This is a genomic window from Pseudomonas sp. NCIMB 10586, assembly GCF_023127895.1.
GTDB lineage: Bacteria > Pseudomonadota > Gammaproteobacteria > Pseudomonadales > Pseudomonadaceae > Aquipseudomonas > Aquipseudomonas synxantha_A.
In genome coordinates, this window is sequence record NZ_SPKQ01000018.1 from 475,110 (window position 1) to 496,875 (window position 21,766).

22 protein-coding genes are annotated in these 21,766 nt (G+C 60.1%); 7 read left to right on the forward strand and 15 right to left on the reverse strand.

Annotated features, from left to right (window positions below; genetic code table 11):
* The first annotated feature begins 44 nt into the window (after positions 1–44).
* Together E4P01_RS10120 and E4P01_RS10125 are read left to right on the forward strand one after the other, a co-directional pair.
* Complete coding sequence (locus E4P01_RS10120; protein ID WP_005784660.1) at positions 45–1,070, forward strand: outer membrane protein assembly factor BamD; 1,026 nt, start codon at positions 45–47, stop codon at positions 1,068–1,070.
* Between the two features lie 127 nt (positions 1,071–1,197).
* Complete coding sequence (locus E4P01_RS10125) at positions 1,198–1,431, forward strand: PP0621 family protein (RefSeq protein WP_005784659.1); 234 nt, start codon at positions 1,198–1,200, stop codon at positions 1,429–1,431.
* Here the strand turns inward: E4P01_RS10125 and thiO are convergent.
* From thiO to pilV, 5 genes are all read right to left on the reverse strand, one after another.
* On the reverse strand, positions 1,418–2,527 hold the full coding sequence (gene thiO, locus E4P01_RS10130; protein WP_005784658.1) for a glycine oxidase ThiO: 1,110 nt from the start codon (positions 2,525–2,527) through the stop codon (positions 1,418–1,420). The genes E4P01_RS10125 and thiO overlap by 14 nt on opposite strands.
* 62 nt (positions 2,528–2,589) lie before the next feature.
* Positions 2,590–2,991 (reverse strand): type IV pilin protein, encoded by a 402-nt coding sequence (locus E4P01_RS10135; protein ID WP_032877965.1) that lies wholly within the window; start codon positions 2,989–2,991, stop codon positions 2,590–2,592.
* 11 nt (positions 2,992–3,002) lie between these two features.
* A complete protein-coding gene (locus tag E4P01_RS10140; RefSeq protein ID WP_078820259.1) occupies positions 3,003–3,533 on the reverse strand; it encodes a PilX N-terminal domain-containing pilus assembly protein in 531 nt (176 codons plus the stop codon).
* Positions 3,534–3,538: 5 nt separating this feature from the next.
* Positions 3,539–4,246 (reverse strand): prepilin-type N-terminal cleavage/methylation domain-containing protein, encoded by a 708-nt coding sequence (locus E4P01_RS10145; RefSeq protein WP_078820258.1) that lies wholly within the window; start codon positions 4,244–4,246, stop codon positions 3,539–3,541.
* On the reverse strand, positions 4,243–4,728 hold the full coding sequence (gene pilV, locus E4P01_RS10150) for a type IV pilus modification protein PilV (protein ID WP_216090726.1): 486 nt from the start codon (positions 4,726–4,728) through the stop codon (positions 4,243–4,245). Before pilV ends, E4P01_RS10145 begins: the two co-directional genes overlap by 4 nt.
* 206 nt (positions 4,729–4,934) lie before the next feature.
* Between pilV and E4P01_RS10155 the strand changes: the two genes are divergently transcribed.
* The gene (locus E4P01_RS10155) at positions 4,935–5,516 is read left to right on the forward strand and encodes a GspH/FimT family pseudopilin (RefSeq protein ID WP_216090725.1); all 582 of its coding nucleotides are present in this window, start codon (positions 4,935–4,937) and stop codon (positions 5,514–5,516) included.
* Here the strand turns inward: E4P01_RS10155 and ispH are convergent.
* The 6 genes from ispH to murJ all read right to left on the reverse strand — a co-directional run bounded on the left by ispH (position 5,470) and on the right by murJ (position 12,987).
* Positions 5,470–6,417 (reverse strand): 4-hydroxy-3-methylbut-2-enyl diphosphate reductase, encoded by a 948-nt coding sequence (ispH, locus tag E4P01_RS10160; protein ID WP_005784653.1) that lies wholly within the window; start codon positions 6,415–6,417, stop codon positions 5,470–5,472. The genes E4P01_RS10155 and ispH overlap by 47 nt on opposite strands.
* A gap of 177 nt (positions 6,418–6,594) precedes the next feature.
* Positions 6,595–7,032 (reverse strand): FKBP-type peptidyl-prolyl cis-trans isomerase, encoded by a 438-nt coding sequence (gene fkpB / locus E4P01_RS10165; RefSeq protein ID WP_177327426.1) that lies wholly within the window; start codon positions 7,030–7,032, stop codon positions 6,595–6,597.
* Positions 7,033–7,039: 7 nt separating this feature from the next.
* A complete protein-coding gene (gene lspA / locus E4P01_RS10170; protein ID WP_032877979.1) occupies positions 7,040–7,552 on the reverse strand; it encodes a signal peptidase II in 513 nt (170 codons plus the stop codon).
* The gene (ileS, locus tag E4P01_RS10175) at positions 7,545–10,376 is read right to left on the reverse strand and encodes an isoleucine--tRNA ligase (protein WP_078820256.1); all 2,832 of its coding nucleotides are present in this window, start codon (positions 10,374–10,376) and stop codon (positions 7,545–7,547) included. Before ileS ends, lspA begins: the two co-directional genes overlap by 8 nt.
* 14 nt (positions 10,377–10,390) lie before the next feature.
* A complete protein-coding gene (ribF, locus tag E4P01_RS10180) occupies positions 10,391–11,329 on the reverse strand; it encodes a bifunctional riboflavin kinase/FAD synthetase (protein WP_003188404.1) in 939 nt (312 codons plus the stop codon).
* A 119-nt stretch (positions 11,330–11,448) separates the two neighbouring features.
* Entirely contained in the window at positions 11,449–12,987 is a 1,539-nt protein-coding gene (gene murJ / locus E4P01_RS10185; RefSeq protein WP_216090724.1) for a murein biosynthesis integral membrane protein MurJ, read from the reverse strand.
* 253 nt (positions 12,988–13,240) lie between these two features.
* On the opposite strand from murJ, the gene rpsT reads away from it, so the two are divergent.
* The gene (gene rpsT, locus E4P01_RS10190) at positions 13,241–13,519 is read left to right on the forward strand and encodes a 30S ribosomal protein S20 (RefSeq protein ID WP_003188401.1); all 279 of its coding nucleotides are present in this window, start codon (positions 13,241–13,243) and stop codon (positions 13,517–13,519) included.
* Positions 13,520–13,783: 264 nt separating this feature from the next.
* On the opposite strand, the gene E4P01_RS10195 is transcribed toward rpsT, so the two are convergent.
* Positions 13,784–14,269: a peptidylprolyl isomerase gene (locus E4P01_RS10195; protein WP_003171645.1), complete on the reverse strand. Its 486-nt coding sequence runs from the start codon at positions 14,267–14,269 to the stop codon at positions 13,784–13,786.
* On the opposite strand from E4P01_RS10195, the gene E4P01_RS10200 reads away from it, so the two are divergent.
* The 3 genes from E4P01_RS10200 to E4P01_RS10210 all read left to right on the forward strand — a co-directional run bounded on the left by E4P01_RS10200 (position 14,268) and on the right by E4P01_RS10210 (position 17,637).
* Positions 14,268–14,558 (forward strand): DUF3565 domain-containing protein, encoded by a 291-nt coding sequence (locus E4P01_RS10200; RefSeq protein WP_078820254.1) that lies wholly within the window; start codon positions 14,268–14,270, stop codon positions 14,556–14,558. The genes E4P01_RS10195 and E4P01_RS10200 overlap by 2 nt on opposite strands.
* A gap of 79 nt (positions 14,559–14,637) precedes the next feature.
* Entirely contained in the window at positions 14,638–16,737 is a 2,100-nt protein-coding gene (pta, locus tag E4P01_RS10205) for a phosphate acetyltransferase (protein WP_078820253.1), read from the forward strand.
* Positions 16,738–17,637: an acyltransferase gene (locus tag E4P01_RS10210; RefSeq protein WP_216090723.1), complete on the forward strand. Its 900-nt coding sequence runs from the start codon at positions 16,738–16,740 to the stop codon at positions 17,635–17,637.
* Between the two features lie 193 nt (positions 17,638–17,830).
* On the opposite strand, the gene cysN is transcribed toward E4P01_RS10210, so the two are convergent.
* The 3 genes from cysN to E4P01_RS10225 all read right to left on the reverse strand — a co-directional run bounded on the left by cysN (position 17,831) and on the right by E4P01_RS10225 (position 21,674).
* Positions 17,831–19,729, reverse strand: a complete 1,899-nt coding sequence (gene cysN, locus E4P01_RS10215; protein WP_005784642.1) for a sulfate adenylyltransferase subunit CysN — start codon at positions 19,727–19,729, stop codon at positions 17,831–17,833.
* Between the two features lie 9 nt (positions 19,730–19,738).
* Entirely contained in the window at positions 19,739–20,656 is a 918-nt protein-coding gene (gene cysD / locus E4P01_RS10220; protein WP_005784641.1) for a sulfate adenylyltransferase subunit CysD, read from the reverse strand.
* A gap of 259 nt (positions 20,657–20,915) precedes the next feature.
* Positions 20,916–21,674 (reverse strand): Nif3-like dinuclear metal center hexameric protein, encoded by a 759-nt coding sequence (locus E4P01_RS10225; protein WP_078820249.1) that lies wholly within the window; start codon positions 21,672–21,674, stop codon positions 20,916–20,918.
* Positions 21,675–21,766 lie beyond the last annotated feature (92 nt).

Sequence of the window (21,766 nt, forward strand, 5' to 3'; positions counted from 1 at the left end):
CGGCCCCGCCCAAGACAGCGGCCGTCATAGGGACGCAAGCCGCCATGCAAGTGAAACACCTGCTGCTGATCGCCATCCTCGCCATGACTGCTGCTTGCTCGTCAACAAAGGACGTCGTCGACGAAAACCTGAGCGAAGTCGAGCTGTACCAGCAAGCTCAGACAGACCTGGACAATAATAGCTACACCAGCGCCACAGCGAAGCTGAAGGCATTGGAGTCGCGCTACCCATTCGGCCGCTATGCCGACCAGGCCCAGTTGGAGCTGATCTACGCCAACTACAAGAACGCCGAGCCGGAAGCTGCCAAGTCCGCTGCCGAGCGTTTTATCCGCCTGCACCCACAGCACCCGAACGTGGACTACGCCTACTACATGAAAGGCCTGACCTCGTTCGACCAGGACGTTGGCCTGCTGGCGCGCTTCCTGCCGCTGGACATGACCAAGCGTGACCCGGGCGCTGCACGCGACTCCTACAACGAGTTCGCCCAGCTGACCAGCCGCTACCCCAACAGCCGCTACGCGCCGGACGCCAAGCAGCGCATGATCTACCTGCGCAACCTGCTGGCCTCCTACGAAATCCACGTGGCCCACTACTACCTGACCCGTCAGGCCTACGTAGCTGCCGCCAACCGTGGCCGCTATGTTGTGGAGAACTTCCAGGAAACCCCATCCGTGGGCGACGGCCTGGCGGTGATGACCGAGGCTTACCAGCGTCTGCACCTGGACACCCTGGCGACCACCAGCCTGGAAACCCTGAAGCTCAACTACCCAGATCACCCAAGCCTGAAAGATGGCCAGTTCGTGCCTCAGGTTGCCGAAGCCGACAACCGTTCGTGGCTGAGCAAGTACACCCTGGGCCTGATCGAGTCTCGTCCGCCACTGCCGCCGGGTGAAACCCGCGCCAACCAGGACGTGATCAAGCAGTACCAGGACGCCAAGGATGCCATCCCTTCGGACCTCAAGCCTCACGACGAGAACGGAGACGTTATCGAAGAAGAGGAGCCGCAGGCCCTTGGCAACAACGAAGACCGTTCGTGGTTCAGCTACATGACCTTCGGTGTGTTCGACTGATTGTTCGACGCAACGCAAAAGGGAGCTCTGAAGGAGCTCCCTTTTTTATGAGCGAGTATTTATTGCGCTGTGCGCCTGTGGCCAGCTTGGCTAAACTGGCGCATTCCTTGTCGAGAAACTGCCCATCATGCTTCGTCTACTGTTCTGGATTGCCGTCATTGCTGCCGCGGTATGGTTCTGGCGCAAATTCAAAAACCCTGCAGCCCGCCAGCAACGACCTGCCGAGCCGAACGCAGCGCTGATGGTGCGATGCGCCCACTGCGGCGTGCACCTGCCGCAGGATCGCGCACTGAGTTCGCGCCAGGAGTGGTACTGCACCCAGGCGCACCTGGAACAAGGGCCGAAGTCTATCCAGCGTTGAGGCGACCTGCCGGGGCATAAGGCGCCGGATCAATGATCGGAGCCCGCCCCAACAGCAAGTCGGCGAACAACTGGCAGGAGGCAGGTGCGAGTACCAGGCCATTGCGGTAATGCCCGCAATTGAGCCACAAGCCCTGAAAGCCGGGAACCTCTCCGATATAGGGGATACCTTCCGGCGAACCGGGCCTCAACCCCGCCCAATGCCCAACTACCTCGGCGTCCGCCAAGGCGGGGATCAGTTCCACCGCAGACGCCTTGAGGCTCGCCAACGCAGTTTCGGTCGGCGTCTTGTCGAACCCCTCATGTTCCAATGTGCTTCCAATCAGAATGTGCCCATCGCGGCGGGGGATTGCATAGCGCCCCTTGGCCAAGACCATGCTGGATAAAAAGTCGGACGCGCACTTGTACAGGATCATTTGGCCTTTGACCGGCTCCACGGGAAGGGTCATGCCCAGTGTGCTCAGCAACTGCCCGCTCCAGGCCCCGGCGGCGAGCACCACCTGATCGGCAAAAACCGGTCCCGTCGCAGTGTTCACCCCCACCACGCGATTGTTGTTCTGCACAAAACCCGACACTTCGCAGTGCTCGTGAATCGTCACATCCGGCAACGCCAGCAGCGCCGCCTTCAAGGATTTGACCAGGCGAGGGTTGCGCACATTGGCCACATCGGCCATGTAGATCGCCCGGGAGTAGCCGCCTCCCAGCGCCGGCACGGCATCATGAGCCTGGGACACGTCCACCTTGCTCAATGGCCGCCCTTCACGCGCAGCCCAGGCCAATGCATCAGCCTCATCATCCAGGTCAAGCCAGTACAAACCCGTGGTATGAACCTCGGGATCGACACCGGTTGCGGCAAACAAGCGCTGTGCCAACTGCGGATAGAAATCCTGGGACCAATGGGCCAAGGCAGTCACGGCCGGGCTATAACGCCATGGATACAACGGTGAGACAATTCCGCCACCCGCCCAGGAAGACTCCTGCCCAAGCCCCGCACGCTCCAGCAGCATGACTGCACGCCCTTCTCTGGCAAGGTTGTACGCCGTCAACAGCCCGATTACTCCGCCGCCGACAATCACCACTTGCTGTTGCTTTGCCATCATCTGATCCCGCCGATAAACAGGGAAAGGCGCGCCCGGCGCCCACTCTTCAAGCACTCTCATCACTGCCCCCAGCAGACTTTGCGCGACATTTCAGGCGCCGCTCCCGGGTTGCTTCGCATACCGGTGCTGCTCAAGCTGAAAGCTGCACACGCGTCGTCCGCCATGACTGAGTCCACGGCAGGCGTAGCGAGCAAGTCGAAATCCTGGGGGTTTAAAATCACACTGATTCTATAGTGATCGTTACCCGCAATGGCGCCGCCCGCATCAATAAAAGTGCCGTTTCTGGTATATGCGCGCTCCAGGTGCTGGGCTTGCTCGCTCAGCAACGCGACTATTTGCGCGCGATACACCTTTTTTACCTGGCCGATGTACCCGGGATACGCAATGCCGGCCAACAACGCAACGATCGCCACGGCGATCAATAACTCCATCAGGGTAAAGCCCTGGCTATCCATGCCCATCCCATTGCTCCTTATTGAAGTTGCCGCCATGAAATCCGTCGAAACCTGACGTTGCCGCCCTCCTCCACCCGTGCATAAACCGACTCCAGCACCGTGCGCGATTGGCCTGTAAGGCCCACGGCAGTGATGCGAAAGAGCGCTGCCCGTGTATCGGGCGGCAAATGAGCCAGCCCTGCTCCTTCCCCCAGGGATTGAACGCCATAAAACCCACCCCTCAAGGCCAACCAGGTGACCGCTGAGACAGGGTTTGCCCCTGCGCCAGTCAAGGAAAATGCTTCATTGGGCGGTACACACGTAATAACCGAGTTGCACACAGGCATCGCAGGGCCGCCCCTCTGCACAACCGACTCCCCCAGCCGCAAACCGCTTTCAGCAGACTGAAAGGATTGATTACGCTGCCACAGGCTACTCGCGACTTTTTGCTGGGCGACCGCCCCCTGTATCGACGACAGCCCCACCTGCGATAACAACAGCAGGAATACCAGACTGATCAGCAGCACCATCCCGTTCTGCCGTACCCGAATACCGCCAAGCATCGACATCGCCCCTAACCCAACCGATTTCGCAGCGCCGCAACGACACTGTAGGTCTGGTCCTTAACCCGCCCAGTTGGGTCTTGCAGAGTCATGGAGATACGCACACTACGTACCAAAGAACTGTCAGCTGGATGGCTGTCGTAACGCACCACAACCGTTGATGCAGGTTCAGCCGCCAAGCCAAAACTGATGTCGAATGCCCCCACGTTATCAATCAGTACCGCCTTTGCCGGCGCTGCCGGAGTACTGACCTTCAACTGGCCCGATTCATAGGTGTAGGTAAGCTGGCGTATGCCAAAGCGGATCAGGCCAGGGGCGGCGGCAGGTGCTGCCCCCTCATACGCCTGGGCCGCCTCCTTGCAGTCGGACAACACCGTCCAGTCGGGCTTGCCAGCGCCGTCACCGAGGTGCGCGGTGACCAACGTCAGCGACCTTGAACTTCCCGACGCGTCCCAGCTTATCGGTCGATCGAAGGCAGCCGGGGCGTTGTCGATAACGGTCGCGGCCAAACATCCCAACATGCCTGCCTGACGAATGTCCTGTGTGATCTTGCCCAGGGCAAGCCGCGCATCATCCTGCAGCACCATGGCGGCCTGCTGGCTGTCGTGAGTCAATCGTGAACTTATGAGCACCTGACTCACCCCCAACACCAGCACCAGCCCGGCGGCGAGTGCCAGCAACAACTCCACCAGGCTGAAACCTCGGGCATGACGATTCATTGCAAGGCTCCCTGCTCACTGGTGACTCGGCTGGTCAGCATGAAGGTTTCCCGTGCTCCTGGGGTGCCTGCTGAGCGGCGATCCTCCCAACTGATGCTGATGGTGACCTCATGCCCGCTTACCGCCACGGATCCCTTGGCATCCTTGCCAGCAAAACCAATGATATTGGCCTCGAAATCGTGCAGGTCCAGGTCGCGCACACTGGCGGCCGAAGTGTTGGGCGGCCCCGACTCGTCCCTCCCCCACGTGTAATCCGCACCAGCATTGGCGCGAATTCGGTCGAGCATGTCGTAGGCGATAAAGCTGGCTTGGCTGATCATCCTGGCGCTGTCGGTGTACTTGAGCGCGTTGAGCTGAAGCATTGCAGCGCCCATCAGGCCGACAGCCAGGATCAACAGCGCTATCAGCACCTCGATCAGCGTCATGCCGGATTGGTGCCGATGCGCGGAGCGCAGAAAAAATCGATTCGGGCGGGCAGGCATTACCGTCGTCATCCATGTCGAAGGCCGGAAAAAAGCAGGCAAACCCTGCTGTGCGATCCAAGACTAGCGGCGGATTTCGAGCAGCGCTGCTGCCGGAACAAAGGGAAATACTTTGGACATAAAGGCCATCACCCAGCATTCGCGGCCAGGCGCTATACCTAGGTCTGCAACTCGAAGATTCACTCGCGTCCACGGAGGGAACGCACATGACACAACGAGGGTTCACCCTGATTGAAATGCTGCTGGGGCTGATCGTCACCAGCTTCCTCGCGCAATTGGCCGTACCCGGTTTCAAAGGTTTGCTTGAATCGCAGCAACGACAAAGCGTGGCCCAATTACTTGCCGCCGGACTGCGTTACGCACGCATGGAGGCCATCACGCGCAATCAGGCGGTGGTCATTCATGCAAACGACAGGGACTGGAGCCTGGGGTGGCGGGTGATACTGGATGTCAGTGGACGCGGCCATCAGGACGACGACAACCCGGTGCTGCTGGAGCGCCAGGGCGATGGTCGCGTGCCCGTGGCAGGCAATGGCCCGGTCACGAACCAGGTGCGTTTCAGCGGCTTGGGAGAACCGGTTTTCGCCGGCGGAGGCTTCCGTGCCGGCACCGTGCATGTGTGCGACACGAGCCAGGCACAGAGCCTGTATCAGATCGTGCTGGCCCCCAGCGGACGCATCAGCCTGCGCAGTGACAAGACCGAGCAGGCATTATGCCGAGCCGATGCCGGCATTGTTGGCGTCAGAGCAGCGAGCGGACCCGCAGTTCCTTCGGCATCGAGAACGTGATGTTCTCTTCACGACCTGCCAGCTCATCGGCGCCAGTAGCGCCCCAGGCCTGCAACTGCTGGATCACGCCGCGTACCAGCACTTCCGGTGCGGAGGCGCCTGCCGTGATGCCGATACGCTCGACACCATCGAACCAACTGCGCTGCATGTCTTCGGCACCGTCGATCAGGTACGCCGGCGTAGCCATGCGCTCGGCCAGCTCACGCAGGCGGTTGGAGTTGGAGCTGTTAGGGCTGCCGACCACCAGCACTACGTCACACTCATTTGCCAGTTGCTTGACCGCATCCTGGCGGTTTTGCGTGGCGTAGCAGATGTCATCCTTGCGCGGGCCGCCAATGGCCGGGAACCGCGTGCGCAGGGCATCGATTACGCGGCTGGTGTCGTCCATGGACAAGGTGGTCTGGGTCACGAAGGCCAGGCGTTCCGGATTGTGCACCTGCAAGTTGGCGACGTCTTTCTCGTCCTCGACCAGGTAGATAGCACCGCCGTTGCTGGCGTCGTATTGGCCCATGGTGCCTTCTACCTCCGGGTGACCGGCGTGGCCGATCAGGATGCACTCACGACCGTCGCGGCTGTAGCGCGCCACCTCGATATGCACCTTGGTCACCAGTGGGCAGGTGGCATCGAACACCTTGAGGCCACGGCCCGCCGCTTCGGTACGTACAGCCTGGGAAACACCGTGGGCACTGAAGATGACGATCACGTCGTCGGGCACCTGATCGAGTTCTTCGACAAAGATCGCCCCGCGCGCGCGCAAGTCTTCGACCACAAATTTGTTATGGACGACTTCATGGCGCACATAAATCGGCGGCCCGAAGACTTCCAGGGCGCGATTGACGATTTCGATCGCCCGGTCCACGCCGGCGCAGAAGCCACGGGGGTTGGCGAGTTTGATTTGCATGCTGTGCCTCGTGTATTGCAGCCATATTGAGTCAATTTGACACTGACTCAACCGACAATGGAGATCAAAGGTGGGAGGGGGCTTGCTCCCGATATAGGTATATCAGTCTGCACATTTAGCTGATATACCGCTATCGGGAGCAAGCCCCCTCCCACATTTTAGACCGCGTACGGTCGGTTACAGCGCTTTGACGTCGATAATCTCGACGTCAAAGGTCAACGTCTTGCCGGCCAACGGGTGATTGAAGTCGATGGTCACTTGCGCGTCATCAAATGCTTTCACCACGCCAGGCAATTCAGTGTTCGCCGCATCATTGAAGATCACCAGCAAGCCTTCCGACAGGTCCATGTTCTGGAACTGCGAACGGGGGATGATCTGCACGTTTTGCGGGTTGGGCTGGCCAAAGGCGTTTTCCGGCAGGATTTGCAGGGTGCGCTTGTCACCGGCCTTGAAACCGAACAGTGCCGCTTCGAAACCCGGCAGCAGGTTGCCGTCGCCGACCTTGAAGGTCGCGGGGGCCTTGTCGAACGTGCTGTCGACCGTGTCGCCATTCTCCAGGCGCAGTGCGAAATGCAAAGTGACTTCCGTGTTCTGGCCGATGCGTTGCTCAGCCAATACCTGATCAGTCATTGACGGTTTCTCCGGTTTTCTTGCTCTTGAACATATCCAGCGCCAGCATGATTGCGCCGACGGTGATAGCACTGTCGGCAAAGTTGAACGCCGGGAAGTAGTGGCGGTTCTGCCAATGCACCAGGATAAAGTCGATCACATGGCCCAGGGCGATGCGGTCATACAGGTTGCCCAGCGCGCCACCCAACACTAGGGCCAGCGCGATGGCCAGCCAGGTGTCGTCGCGGCCCAGGCGCTTGAGCCACACCACCAGTACGGCACTTACCACCACGGCGATCACAGCAAACAGCCAGCGCTGCCAGCCACCGCCGTCAGCGAGGAAGCTGAAGGCGGCGCCAGTGTTGTAGGCCAGGGTCCAGCTGAAATAATCCGGGATCACCACGATTTGCTGGAACATTTCCAGGGAGCCCTCGAAGTGAGCCTTGCTGACCTGGTCAATGACCAGGACCAGCAGGCTCAGTACGAGCCAGCCCAGACGTCCGAAACGACTGTCTGCATTAGGCATAGTGGCGAACCTCGCCTTCACCGCTGATGTTGTCGACACAACGACCGCAGATTTCCGGGTGCTCAGGGTTCACGCCGACGTCTTCACGGCAGTGCCAGCAACGAGCGCACTTGGGGAAGGCCGACTTGACCACTTTGAGCTTAAGGCCAGGCACTTCGGTAGCCACCGCATCTGCCGGAGCCTGGGTAAACGGCGCCAGGCTCGCAGTAGAGGTGATCAGCACGAAGCGCAGCTCGTTGCTCAGCTTGGCCAGGTCGGCGGTCAGGCCGTCTTCGGCAAACAGGGTGACTTCGGCTTGCAGGTTGCCACCCACGGCCTTGGCCGCACGCTGGACTTCCAGTTCCTTGTTCACCGCAACCTTGACGGCCATCACGCCTTCCCAGTACTCGCGGCCCAGTTCGAAGTCAGCCGGCAGTTCGGTCAGGCCTTCGTACCAGGTGTTGAGCATGACGGACTCGTTACGCTCGCCCGGCAGGTACTCCCACAGTTCGTCAGCGGTGAATGCCAGGATCGGTGCGATCCAGCGCACCAGCGCTTCGCTGATGTGGTACAGCGCGGTCTGCGCCGAACGGCGCGCCTTGCTGTTGGCGCCAGTGGTGTACTGGCGGTCCTTGATGATGTCGAGGTAGAAACCACCCAGCTCCTGCACGCAGAAGTTGTGGATCTTGGAGTAGACGTTCCAGAAGCGGTATTCGCCGTAGTGTTCCTGCAACTCGCGCTGCAGCAACAAGGTACGGTCCACAGCCCAACGGTCGAGGGCGAGCATGTCTTCGGCCGGCAGCAGGTCGCTGGCCGGGTTGAAGCCGGTCAGGTTCGACAGCATGAATCGCGCGGTATTGCGGATACGACGGTAGGCGTCGGCGCTGCGGGCCAGGATCTGGTCCGACACGGCGATTTCACCCGAGTAATCGGTGGAAGCCACCCACAGGCGCATGATGTCGGCGCCCAAGGTGTCGTTGATCTTTTTCGGCTCGATCACGTTCTTCAGCGATTTGGACATCTTGCGGCCCGTCTCGTCGACGGTGAAGCCGTGGGTCAGCAGCTCGCGGTACGGCGCATGGTTGTCGATGGCGCAACCGGTGAGCAACGACGAGTGGAACCAGCCACGGTGTTGGTCCGAACCTTCCAGGTACAGGTCGGCACGCGGGCCGGTCTCGTGGCCCATCGGGTGCGAACCACGCAGCACATGCCAGTGAGTGGTGCCCGAATCGAACCACACGTCGAGGGTGTCGCTAATCTTGTCGTACAGCGGCGCTTCGTCGCCCAGCAGCTCGGCAGCGTCCAGCTTGAACCAGGCTTCGATGCCTTGCTGCTCGACACGCTGGGCCACGACTTCCATCAGCTCGACGGTGCGCGGGTGCAGCTCACCGCTTTCCTTGTTCAGGAAGAACGGGATCGGCACGCCCCAGTTGCGCTGGCGGGAGATGCACCAGTCCGGACGGTTGGCGATCATCGAGTGCAGGCGCGCCTGACCCCAGGACGGGACGAACTTGGTGTCTTCGATGGCCTTGAGCGAGCGTACACGCAAGGTGTCGCCGCTGGTCGGCTCTTTGTCCATGCCGATAAACCACTGCGCCGTAGCGCGGTAGATCAGCGGGGTCTTGTGACGCCAGCAATGCATATAGCTGTGCTGGATGGCGGCGGTTTGCATCAACGCACCGACTTCACGCAGTTTTTCGATGATCGGCTGGTCAGCCTTGAAGATGAACTGGCCACCAAAGAACTCGAGCGAAGGCACGTATACGCCGTTGCTCTGCACCGGGTTGATGATGTCGTCGTTGACCATGCCGTACTTCTTGCAGATCACGAAGTCGTCCACGCCATAGGCAGGCGAGCAGTGGACAATGCCGGTACCCGAACCCAGCTCGACGTAGTCAGCCAGGTACACTGGCGACAGACGGTCATAGAACGGGTGACGGAAGTTGATCAGTTCCAGCGCGGAGCCGGTGGCGGTGGCGATCACCGAGCCTTGCAACTCGTAGCGGGCAAGGCACGACTCGACCATTTCTTCGGCCAGCACCAACAGGCGATCACCGACATCCACCAGAGCGTAGGTGAATTCCGGGTGCACGTTCAGCGCCTGGTTGGCCGGGATGGTCCACGGGGTGGTGGTCCAGATCACGATGGCAGCCGGCTTGGCCAGGCTTGCCAGGCCGAATGCCTCGGCCAGCTTGGCGTCATCGGCAATCGGGAAGGCCACGTCGATGGTCGACGACTTTTTGTCTTCGTATTCGACTTCCGCTTCGGCCAGGGCCGAACCGCAGTCAAAGCACCAGTTCACGGGCTTGAGACCCTTGAACACGAAGCCGCCCTTGACGATTTCAGCCAAGGCACGGATTTCACCGGCCTCGTTCTTGAAGTTCATGGTCTTGTAGGGATTGTCCCACTCGCCCAGCACGCCCAGGCGAATGAATTCGGACTTCTGCCCTTCGATCTGCTCGGTGGCGTAGGCACGGCAGAGTTCGCGGGTCTTGTCCGCGCCCAGGTTCTTGCCGTAGGTCACTTCGACTTTGTGCTCGATCGGCAGGCCATGGCAGTCCCAGCCCGGAACGTACGGCGCGTCAAAGCCCGACAGGGTTTTGGAGCGCAGGATCATGTCCTTGAGAATCTTGTTCAGCGCATGACCGATATGAATCGTGCCGTTGGCATAAGGAGGGCCGTCGTGCAGGACGAATTTCGGACGATCCTTGCCAATTTCGCGCAACTTTCCGTACAGGCCAATACTGTTCCAGCGCTGCAGGATCTGCGGTTCGCGCTGTGGCAGGCCGGCCTTCATTGGGAAGGCGGTGTCCGGAAGGTTTAGCGTGGCTTTATAGTCGGTCATTTAAGGCTCTTCGGTTAGCGATGGGCGCTAGGTGCGGCTAGTGCACGGGCGGCGGCGACATCCGCATTGATCGCCGTTTTCAACGCCTCCAGGGAGGCGAAACGCTGCTCTTCACGCAGCTTCTGGTGGAAAACCACCGTCAAACGCCGGTCGTATAAATCACCGGCAAAATCCAAAAGGTGAACTTCCAGGTGGGCCTTGCCATCACCTGCAACCGTGGGCCTGACGCCTATATTGGCGACTCCCGGCCACGATTGGCCGTCGATGTCGACGCTCACCAGGTAAACCCCAGTCAGCGGCACTCGGCGGCGCTTGAGTTGCACGTTGGCAGTTGGCGTGCCCAATTGGCGCGCCAGCTTCTGGCCGTGCAGTACCCGCCCGGCAATGCGGAACGGGCGACCGAGCAAACGCTCGGCCAGGTCGAAGTCGGCGGCAGCCAAGGCGTTACGCACCTGGGTGCTGCTCACACGCAGGCCGTCCAGTTCGACGGTTTGGGCGGCTTCAACGGTAAAGCCCTGGTTGACGCCGGCATGTTGCAGGAAATCGAAATCCCCGACCCGATCGCAACCGAAATGGAAGTCGTCACCAACCTCCAGGTGTTGTACACCCAGGCCATCGACCAGAATGCGGTCGACGAACTCGGCGGCGCTGAGGCTGCGCAAACGCTGGTTGAAAGCCAGGCAGAGGACGCGGTCCACGCCCTCCTCCGCCAGCAGTTGCAGCTTGTCGCGCAAGCGCGCCAAGCGGGCCGGCGCTGTTTCCGGGGTAAAGAACTCCCGCGGTTGTGGCTCGAAAATCACCACGCAGCTGGGCACACCCAACTCGACCGCACGCTCGCGCAGCCTTGCCAGGATAGCCTGGTGGCCACGGTGAACACCGTCAAAGTTGCCAATAGTGGCGACGCAGCCCCGATGCTCGGGGCGCAGGTTGTGGAGACCTCGAACCAGCTGCATAACGCGCTTCTTGCTCATAAAGTGGTCGATTATAACCACACCCAGCCCCGGACGACAGGCAACAGCGCAGGCCAAATGGGTCGAATCGATAAAACAATCGTTTTATCGCGGCAAAGTCTCTATCCCAGCGACTTGCGATTGAAATCGCGCAGGCGGAAACCCTGCAATAGCAACATCCCGAAGTACACCGCCACGCCCGCGACCACCAAGACACCCAGGCGCATAAAGCGCTCCAGCATATCGCCATCGCCCCAGGCCGGCATCACGTGCATCAAGCCCACCAGCACGGCGGACATCGCAGCCACCGCCACGAGCAACTTGAGGGTAAACACCCCCCAACCCGGCTGTGGTTGATACATCTGCTGTTTGCGCAGTTGATAAAACAGCAGGCCTGCATTGATACAAGCTCCGGCACTGATCGCCAGCGCCAGCCCGGCATGGGCCAAAGGACCGATAAATACCAGGTTGAGCAGTTGCGTGACAATCAGCGTGAAAATCGCGATTTTCACCGGCGTACGGATGTTCTGCTGTGCGTAGAAGCCCGGTGCCAGCACCTTGATCACAATAATGCCGAGCAGACCGACAGAGTAGGCAACCAGTGCGTGCTGGGTCATCAACGCGTCGTGCGCATCGAATTGCCCGTATTGAAACAGCGAGACCGTCAGCGGCTCGGCCAGGATTCCCAGGGCCAGTGCGCATGGCAACACCAACAGAAAGCACAGACGCAGGCCCCAATCGAGAATGCGCGAATACTCCTGACGATCCTTGCTGGCATAGGTGCGTGCCAGGGTAGGCAGCAGGATCGTGCCCAATGCCACACCAAGCACACCGGATGGCAACTCCATCAAGCGGTCGGCGTAGTACATCCACGATACCGAGCCGGATACCAGCAACGAGGCGAACGCGGTGTTGATGATCAGGGAAATCTGACTGACCGATACCCCGAGTATCGCCGGCAGCATATTGCGCATCACACGCCAGACGCCGGTGTCCTTGAGGTTCAGGCGTGGCAGTACGAGCATGCCGATTTTTTTCAGGTGCGGCAGTTGGTACAGCAACTGCGCCAGGCCGCCGGCCAGGACCGCCCAGCCCAGGGCCATGACGGGCGGATCGAAATACGGCGTAAGGAACAGCGCAAAAATAATCATGCTGACGTTCAGCAAGGTTGGCACAAAGGCCGGTACCGAGAAACGATTCCAGGTATTGAGGATCGCCCCGGCGAGCGAAGACAGGGAAATCAGCAATATATAAGGAAAGGTCACCCGCAGCAGATCAGTGGTGAGCGCAAACTTTTCCGGCGTATTGGCAAAACCGGGCGCCGTGGCCCAGATCACCCAGGGCGCGGCGAGCATCCCGACGATGGTTACCAGCATCAGTACCAGCGTCAGCAAACCCGAGACGTAGGCGATGAACGTACGAGTCGCCTCCTCGCCATGCTGGGTCTTGTATTCGGCCAGAATCGGCACGAACGCCTGGGAGAACGCGCCTTCGGCAAAGATCCGTCGCAGCAGGTTGGGGAGTTTGAAGGCAATAAAGAAGGCATCCGTGGCCATACTGGCGCCAAAGATGCGCGCCAGCAGAGTGTCACGCACAAACCCCAAAACCCGGGAGATCATCGTGATAGAGCTGACCGCAGCCAACGATTTGAGCAGATTCATTGAAAGAGTTTGCGCCTATAGATAAAGAGCAGGCGAACAAAGCGCCCACTTATGCGATACTGCGCGCCTGCAACAGCACAGAGCCAAAGCTCGCGAGTTTACAGGTCAAGCGCCGGAAATAAATCACCCGCCTCTTCAGATCGACCACTCAGCAGTTCGCATCAGCCGCCCTTGACAACCCATCAAGTCATCGGCATGATTCGCGGCCTATTTTGTTTGCTATTTCCTAAAAAGTCTTTCGAGGAGCTCGACGGTGGCCAACACACCTTCCGCCAAAAAACGTGCAAAACAGGCTGAGAAGCGTCGCAGCCACAACGCCAGCCTGCGTTCCATGGTTCGTACCTACATCAAGAATGTAGTTAAAGCCATCGACACCAAAGACGCTGAAAAAGCTCAAGCTGCTTACGTTCTGGCCGTGCCAGTTATCGACCGTATGGCCGATAAAGGCATCATCCACAAGAACAAGGCCGCTCGCCATAAGAGCCGCCTGAATGGCCACATCAAGGCTCTGAGCGTTCCTGCTGCAGCCTAAGTGGTAACAACTGCCACGCAGCCCAGGCTGCGTAACAGTTAAGAAATGCCCCGTACCGAAAGGTCCGGGGCATTTTTGTTTGCCCAAAGATTCATCACAACTTCCCTTGTGGGAGGGGGCTTGCTCCCGATGGCGGTGTGTCAGTCAGAATATCTGGTACTGATACACCGCTATCGGGAGCAAGCCCCCTCCCACATTAAAACGCAAAAAAAAAACGCCCCGAACCAGTCGGGGCGTTTTTGCTACCGATTGATCAAACCACAATCAATGGTGATGACCGCCTTCACCGTGGACGTGGCCGTGAGCCACTTCTTCCTGGGAAGCATCGCGGATGGCAACGATTTTCACTTGGAAGTTCAGGCGCTGGCCAGCCAGAGGGTGGTTGCCGTCGACCGTCACATCATCGCCGTCCAGGTCACGGATGGTGACGATCTGCATTTGGCCGTCCGGCGCGGAAGCGTGGAACTGCATGCCCACTTCCAGCTCGTCAACGCCTTCGAACATGCTGCGGCTCAAAGTGCTGACCAGCTCGGCGGAGTATTCGCCGTAGGCATCTTCAGGTTCTACGGCTACGGTCAGTTCGTCACCGACTGCCTTGCCTTCCAGGGCCTTTTCCAGGCCTGGGATGATGTTACCTGCGCCTTGCAGGTAGACCAGCGGCGCGCCGCCGGCTGAGCTGTCGATGACCTCACCAGCGTCGTTGGTCAGGGTATAGTCGATGGAGACAGCCTTGTTAGCGGCGATCGTCATGGGGCGAGACCTTTTGCATAAGAATGAAGAACGGACAAGTCTAAACAAGGATTTGCCCGAAAGCGAACAGAACCCGGACAGACGGGGCCGACCAACGGTCTCGACGATCACCGGATTCCACCAGGATGACGACCGGCACTGGGTTGCCGAGCTGTCCTGCGGCCACACCCAGCACCTGCGCCACCAGCCGCCGTGGCAGTCGCGCGCCTGGGTCGTCGACCCCGCGCAACGCCTTGAAAAAATAGGCCAACCCTTTGCGTGCGGCTGGTGTGCGCAAGTGCGCGAATAACGATAACCTTGACGCCTGATTCGCGGTAGGCGCCCATGCATAGGGCGCCACCCAAGCCATGCACCTCCAGAGAATTCGCATGCAGACTTTTTTTATCGCGCCCACCGATTTTGGTGTGGGTCTGACCTCCATCAGCCTTGGGCTGGTGCGCACCCTGGAACGGGCCGGCCTTAAAGTCGGCTTCTTCAAACCGATTGCCCAGCCACACCCGGGCGATACCGGTCCGGAGCGCTCCACTGAGCTGGTGGCACGTACCCACGGCCTGAAGCCACCACAACCCCTGGGCCTGGCCCATGTGGAGCGAATGCTCGGCGACGGCCAACTCGATGAGCTGCTTGAAGAAATCATCACCCTGTATCAGCAGGCCGCCGTAGGCAAAGACGTGCTGATCGTCGAAGGCATGGTGCCGACCCGCAGCGCCAGCTACGCCGCGCGGGTCAACCTGCACCTGGCCAAGAGCCTGGATGCGGAAGTGATCCTGGTCTCGGCGCCGGAGAACGAAGTGCTCACCGAGCTCTCTGGCCGGGTGGAATTGCAGGCCCAACTGTTCGGCGGCCCCAAAGACCCGAAAGTATTGGGCGTGATCCTCAACAAAGTGCGCACCGACGAAAGCATGGAGGCATTCTCGGCGCGCCTTAAAGAGCACTCGCCGTTGTTGCGCAGCGGCGATTTCCGCCTGCTTGGCTGCATCCCCTACCAGCCCGAACTCAATGCCCCGCGCACCCGCGATGTGGCCGACCTGATGGGTGCGCAGGTCCTCAACGCCGGTGACTATGAAACCCGGCGCATGACCAAGATCATCATTTGCGCCCGTACCATGCGCAACACCGTAGAGCTGCTCAAGCCCGGCGTCCTGGTGGTTACCCCCGGCGATCGCGACGACATCATCCTCGCCGTCAGCCTGGCCGCGATCAACGGCGTGCCGCTGGCCGGCCTGCTGCTGACCAGCGACACCCTGCCCGACCCGCGCATCATGGATCTGTGCCGCGGCGCCTTCCAGGCCGGGTTGCCAGTGCTGTCGGTGAGCACCGGCTCCTACGACACCGCCAACCAGCTCAATAGCCTCAACAAGGAAATCCCCATCGATGACCGTGAGCGCGCGGAGATCATCACCGACTTCGTCGCCAGCCACCTCGACGCACGCTGGCTGCACCAACGGTGTGGCACGCCCAGGGAGATGCGCCTGTCGCCGGCGGTGTTCCGCTACCAGTTGATCCAACGGGCCCAGGCCGCCAACAAGCGCATCGTGTTGCCCGAGGGCAGCGAGCCGCTGACGGTGCAGGCCGCCGCCATCTGCCAGGCCCGAGGCATTGCCCGCTGCGTGCTGTTGGCCAAACCGGCGGATGTCGAAGCGGTCGCCCGTGCCCAGGGTATCGAGCTACCCGAGGGCCTGGAGATTCTTGACCCGGACCTGATTCGCCAGCGCTATGTCGAGCCGATGGTTGCCTTGCGCAAGACCAAGAGCCTCAACGCCCCCATGGCCGAGCAACAGCTGGAAGACACAGTGGTGATCGCCACCATGATGCTCGCCCTGGACGAAGTGGACGGCCTGGTCTCCGGCGTCATCCACTCCACCGCCAATACCATTCGCCCGGCCCTGCAACTGATCAAGACCGCGCCGGGCTGCACCCTGGTGTCGTCGGTGTTCTTCATGCTGTTCCCCGAGCAGGTGCTGGTATACGGCGACTGCGTGATGAACCCGCACCCGAGCGCCGCGGAACTGGCGGAAATTGCCTTGCAAAGCGCCGATTCCGCCGCCGCGTTCGGCATCACGCCACGGGTGGCAATGATCAGCTATTCCAGCGGTGATTCGGCCAGCGGCGAAGAAGTGGAAAAAGTCCGCGAAGCCACCCTGCTCGCCCACGAACAGCAAGGCTCGCTGCTGATCGACGGACCGCTGCAATACGACGCCGCCGCCAATGAAAGCGTGGCCCGGCAATTGGCGCCCAATAGCCAGGTGGCGGGCAAGGCCACGGTGTTCGTGTTCCCCGACCTGAACACCGGCAACACCACTTACAAAGCCGTGCAACGCAGCGCCGATTGCGTGAGCCTGGGGCCGATGCTCCAGGGCCTGCGCAAACCGGTCAACGACCTGCCGCGCGGCGCCCAGGTAGACGACATCGTGTACACCATCGCGCTGACTGCGATCCAAGCCGCCAACCGACCTATGGATATCTAAATGCTGGATTTTCTACCTGCCGCCGTACGCGGGGTGATCGCTTCGCTGTTGCTGGCGCTGAACACGATCCTGCTGTGCTCGTTCCTGTTTATTGTCGCGCTGTTCAAGGCACTGCCCTTCGCCAAGCGCTTCAGCGAATGGCTGATGAACCACACCCACGAAGCCTGGGTGACCAACAACAAAGGCTGGATGAACCTGGTGCGCCGCACACGCTGGCACCTGAGCGGCCTTGAAGGCCTGGACTATCAGCATTCGTATCTGGTGACCAGCAACCACCAGAGCTGGGTCGATATCATGGTGCTGCAATACGTGCTCAATCGGCGCATTCGCCCGCTGAAGTTTTTCCTCAAGCAAGAGCTGATCTGGGTTCCGGTGATTGGTCTGGCGTGGTGGGCACTGGGCTTTCCGTTCATGAAGCGCTACACCAAGGCTTATCTTGAGAAGCACCCGGAAAAGAAAGGCAAGGACCTGGAAACCACCCGCAAGACCTGTGCGAAGTTTCGCGACAACCCCGTGGGGATTTTCAACTTTGCCGAAGGCACACGCTTTACGCCGGGCAAGCATGCGCAGCAACAGTCACCGTTTCGCTACCTGCTTAAACCCAAGGCGGGCGGCATTGCGTTTGTGCTGGATGCCATGGGCGAGCAGCTCAAATCATTGGTGAATGTGACCATCCATTACCCTGCCGGGCGCCCAGGCTATTGGGATTTGCTGTGCGGCAATGTGAAGGAGGTGGTGGTGCATTTTGAAGAGGTGCAGATCCCGGCTGAATTCATTGGCAAGAATTATGAGCAGGATGGGGAGTACCGGTTAGCGTTCCAGGGCTGGATCAACCGGTTGTGGGAAGACAAGGATGCGTTGCTGGAGCAGTTGCACAAAGACTCTCCAGCCAGCCGCTGATCAGCATGTGGATGCAATTCAATGTGGGAGCTGGCTTGCCTGCGATAGCGGTGGATCAGCTAAGGATAAATAAACTGACAGTCCGCCATCGCAGGCAAGCCAGCTCCCACATTGACCGAGTCCACATTTGAGAATGTGTAAAAAGCCCGCCACCGATCACTCGGTGGCGGGCTTTTTTGTGCGGCAATAAAGCCTAGATCGCGCCGCGCTGACGCAACAACTCCAGCACTTGCTTGACGCTGTCTTCCAGCGACAAGGCCTGGGTATCGATCACCAGGTCGGCATTCAACGGCACGTCGTACGGGAAGGACTCGCCAGGGATGTTATCCCCACCGGCCGCGTACAAACCTTGCGGATCACGCTCGGCACATACCAGCGGCGACGCCTGCACATAGACGGTCAGCAGGCGATCACTGCCAATCAGCGCCTTGGCCTGTTCACGGCCTTCGGCATCCGGCGCGACAAAAGCCGCAAGGGTCAGCAAACCGGCTTCGTTGAACTGACGCGCCACGTGAGCCGCACGGCGCCAGTTCTCGGTACGCCCGGCACGGTCCTGAGGCAAGCCTTTGTTCAGGTCATGCCGCAGGTTCTGGCCGTCCAGCACGAACACCGCACGCCCCATGTCGAACAGCTTGCGCTCAACCGCATAGGCCAACGTGCTCTTGCCGGCACCCGACAAGCCGCTGAACAACACGGTGGCCGGTTGCTGGCCGAAACGCAGGGCACGTTCTTCAGTGGCCACGTGTGCCAATTTGTCGTGCTGCGCTGCACCGCCCTGGCTGGCCGGTGGCGCGATGATCATGCCCGCGGCCACGGTGCCATTGGTCAGGCGGTCGATGACGATAAAGGCACCGGTGGTGCGATTGCTGTCATAGCCATCCAACGCAATGGCGGCATCAAGGCTGACCTTGACCCGGCCAATTTCGTTGAGCTGCAGCGAACTCGCCGGGCCTTCGGCCAGGGTGTTCACGTCCACGCGATGCACGATGCTGGTGATAGAGCCCGGCACGTAGCTGGTAGCGCGCTTGATGTCGTATTTCTTGCCCGGCAGCATCGGCTCTTCAGCCATCCACACGAGCATGGCGTCGAACGCATCGGTCACTTGCGGCACATTGTCGGCATGCACCAACAGGTCGCCACGGGAGATATCGATCTCGTCTTCCATGGTCAGGGTCACGGCCTGGCCTGGGCCGGCGTGCTCCAGCTCACCTTCGAAGGTGACGATGGATTTGACCCGGCTGCGTTTGCGTGACGGCAGCACCACGACTTCGTCGCCTTTGTGCACGATGCCGCTGGCAAGAGTGCCGGCAAAACCACGGAAGTTCAGGTTCGGGCGGTTGACGTACTGCACCGGGAAACGCAGGTCGGTGTAGTTGCGGTCGTTGGCGATCTCGACGGTCTCGAGGATCTCCATCAGCGACTGGCCGGTGTACCAGGGCGAACGCTCGCTCTTGTTCACCACGTTGTCGCCCTTGAGCGCCGACATCGGCACGAAGGCCAGGGTACTTGGCTTGAACGCGATGCCTTCCGCGAACTTCAGGTAATCGGCCTTGATCGACTCGAATACGCTTTGGTCAAAGCCGTTGATGTCCATCTTGTTGACGGCCACCACGATGTGCTTGATGCCCAGCAACGAGGCGATAAAGCTGTGGCGACGGGTCTGGGTCTGCACGCCATAGCGGGCGTCGATCAGGATAATCGCCAGGTCACAGGTGGACGCACCGGTGGCCATGTTGCGGGTGTACTGCTCATGGCCGGGGGTGTCGGCGATGATGAACTTGCGCTTGGCGGTGGAGAAGTAGCGGTAGGCAACATCGATGGTGATGCCCTGCTCACGCTCGGCCTGCAGTCCGTCGACCAGCAAGGCCAGGTCGATGTCATCGCCGGTGGTGCCGGACTTCTTCGAATCGCGGGTGATGGCTTCCAGGTGATCTTCGTAGATCATCTTGGAGTCGTGCAGCAGGCGCCCGATCAGGGTGCTCTTGCCGTCGTCGACGTTGCCGCAGGTCAGGAAGCGCAACATCTCTTTGCGCTCGTGCTGGCCCAGGTAGGCGAGGATGTCCTCGCTGATCAAATCAGATTGATGCGACATGACAGCCCCTTAGAAATAGCCTTGACGTTTTTTATCTTCCATGGAGCCTGCGCCATCGTGGTCGATGACCCGGCCCTGGCGCTCGGAAGTTCGCGTCAGGAGCATTTCCTGAATGATGTCCGTCAGCGTCTCGGCTTCGGACTCCACCGCGCCCGTCAACGGGTAGCAGCCAAGGGTACGGAAACGGACTTTCTTTTTGACGATGCGGGCTTTGTCTTCGTCGGACAGGTGTTCGAGGATGCGGTCGTCGTCGATCATGATCAACGTGCCGTTCTTCTCGATCACTTCGCGCTCGGCGGCGAAGTACAACGGCACGATCGGGATACCTTCCAGGTAGATGTACTGCCAGATATCCAACTCGGTCCAGTTGGACAACGGGAACACGCGGATCGACTCGCCCTTGTTGACGTTGCCGTTGTAAACGTTCCACAGCTCCGGACGTTGGTTCTTCGGGTCCCAGCGGTGCTTGCTGTCGCGGAACGAGTACACGCGCTCTTTGGCACGAGACTTCTCTTCATCGCGACGGGCGCCGCCGAACGCTGCATCGAAACCATGCTTGTCCAGGGCTTGCTTGAGGCCCTCGGTCTTCATGATATCGGTGTGCTTGGCGCTGCCGTGGGTGAAGGGGTTGATACCCTGCGCCACACCATCCGGGTTGACGTGAGTGATCAGGTCCAGACCAAGCTCTTCGACCATTTTGTCGCGGAACTTGTACATTTCCTGGAATTTCCAGCGCGTGTCGACGTGCATCACTGGGAACGGCAGCTTGCCCGGGAAGAAAGCCTTGCGTGCCAGGTGCAACATCACGGCGGAGTCTTTACCGATCGAGTAGAGCATCACCGGGTTGTCGAACTCGGCGGCGACCTCGCGGATGATGTGGATGCTTTCCGCCTCCAGCTGTTTCAGATGCGTCAGTTTGTCGACCATGGTTACTCACGGAAAAACGATCTTATGGACGGCCAGGCGGGCCGTGTTCGAGCGGGGCATGCTAGCACAGCACCTTCTTCTATTCAGGGCGCCATCTAGATCGAAACGGTATATGAATATACCGACCAGTTTGGCCGCAAATAGACTCAAGTGTGGGAGGGGGCTTGCTCCCGATAGCAGTGTGTCAGTTAGTACATATTTCAATGATCCATCGCCATCGGGAGCAAGCCCCCTCCCACATTCAGTCGCGCTCTAAGGCTCAGATCGGGTTCGGGCAGTCGATAAATAAATGCTCCAGGGCAAAGCGTCGCGCCAGGTAATCGCCCAACGCCTGCACCCCATAGCGCTCGGTGGCGTGATGACCGGCAGCAATGAAGCTGACGTCGTTTTCACGGGCGCTGTGGAAGGTCTGCTCGGATGCCTCGCCGCTCAGGTACAGGTCGACCCCGGCGGCAATCGCCTGGTCGATATAGCCCTGGCCACCTCCGGTGCACCAGCCGACGCGGCGGATCATCTGGCTGCCTTCGACCAACAGCGGTTCGCGCCCCATTGCATCCTGCACACGGCGGGCGAAATCACGCGGTGACAAAGGTTCGGCCAGCGACCCCACCAAGCCGACCACCTTGGGGTTGCTCGGGTCCAACGGGCCTTCAACCGTGATGTCCAGTTGTTTGGCCAGCTGCGCGTTATTGCCCACCTCAGGGTGCAGGTCCAATGGCAGGTGATAGGCCAACAGGCTGATGTCGTGCTTGAGCAGGGTTTTCAGGCGGCGCTGCTTCATGCCGGTGATACATGGGCTCTCGCCCTTCCAGAAATAACCATGATGCACCAGCACCAGATCGGCCCCGGCTTCGACGGCGGCGTCCAGCAGCGCCTGGCTTGCGGTCACACCGCTGACGATGCGCATCACCTGCGGGCGGCCCTCGACCTGCAAGCCATTGGGGCAATAATCGGCAATTTTGGCACTGCCAAGGTAGCGGTCGGCTTCCTCAACGAGGGTGGTAAGAGGGACGGCCATAAAAGACTCCTAAATATCCGGTTCGCAGGCATCGCAGCCTCGTATAATGCGCGACATTATGGGCGCTCGCCCGCCCCCTGCAACCTGTCAGG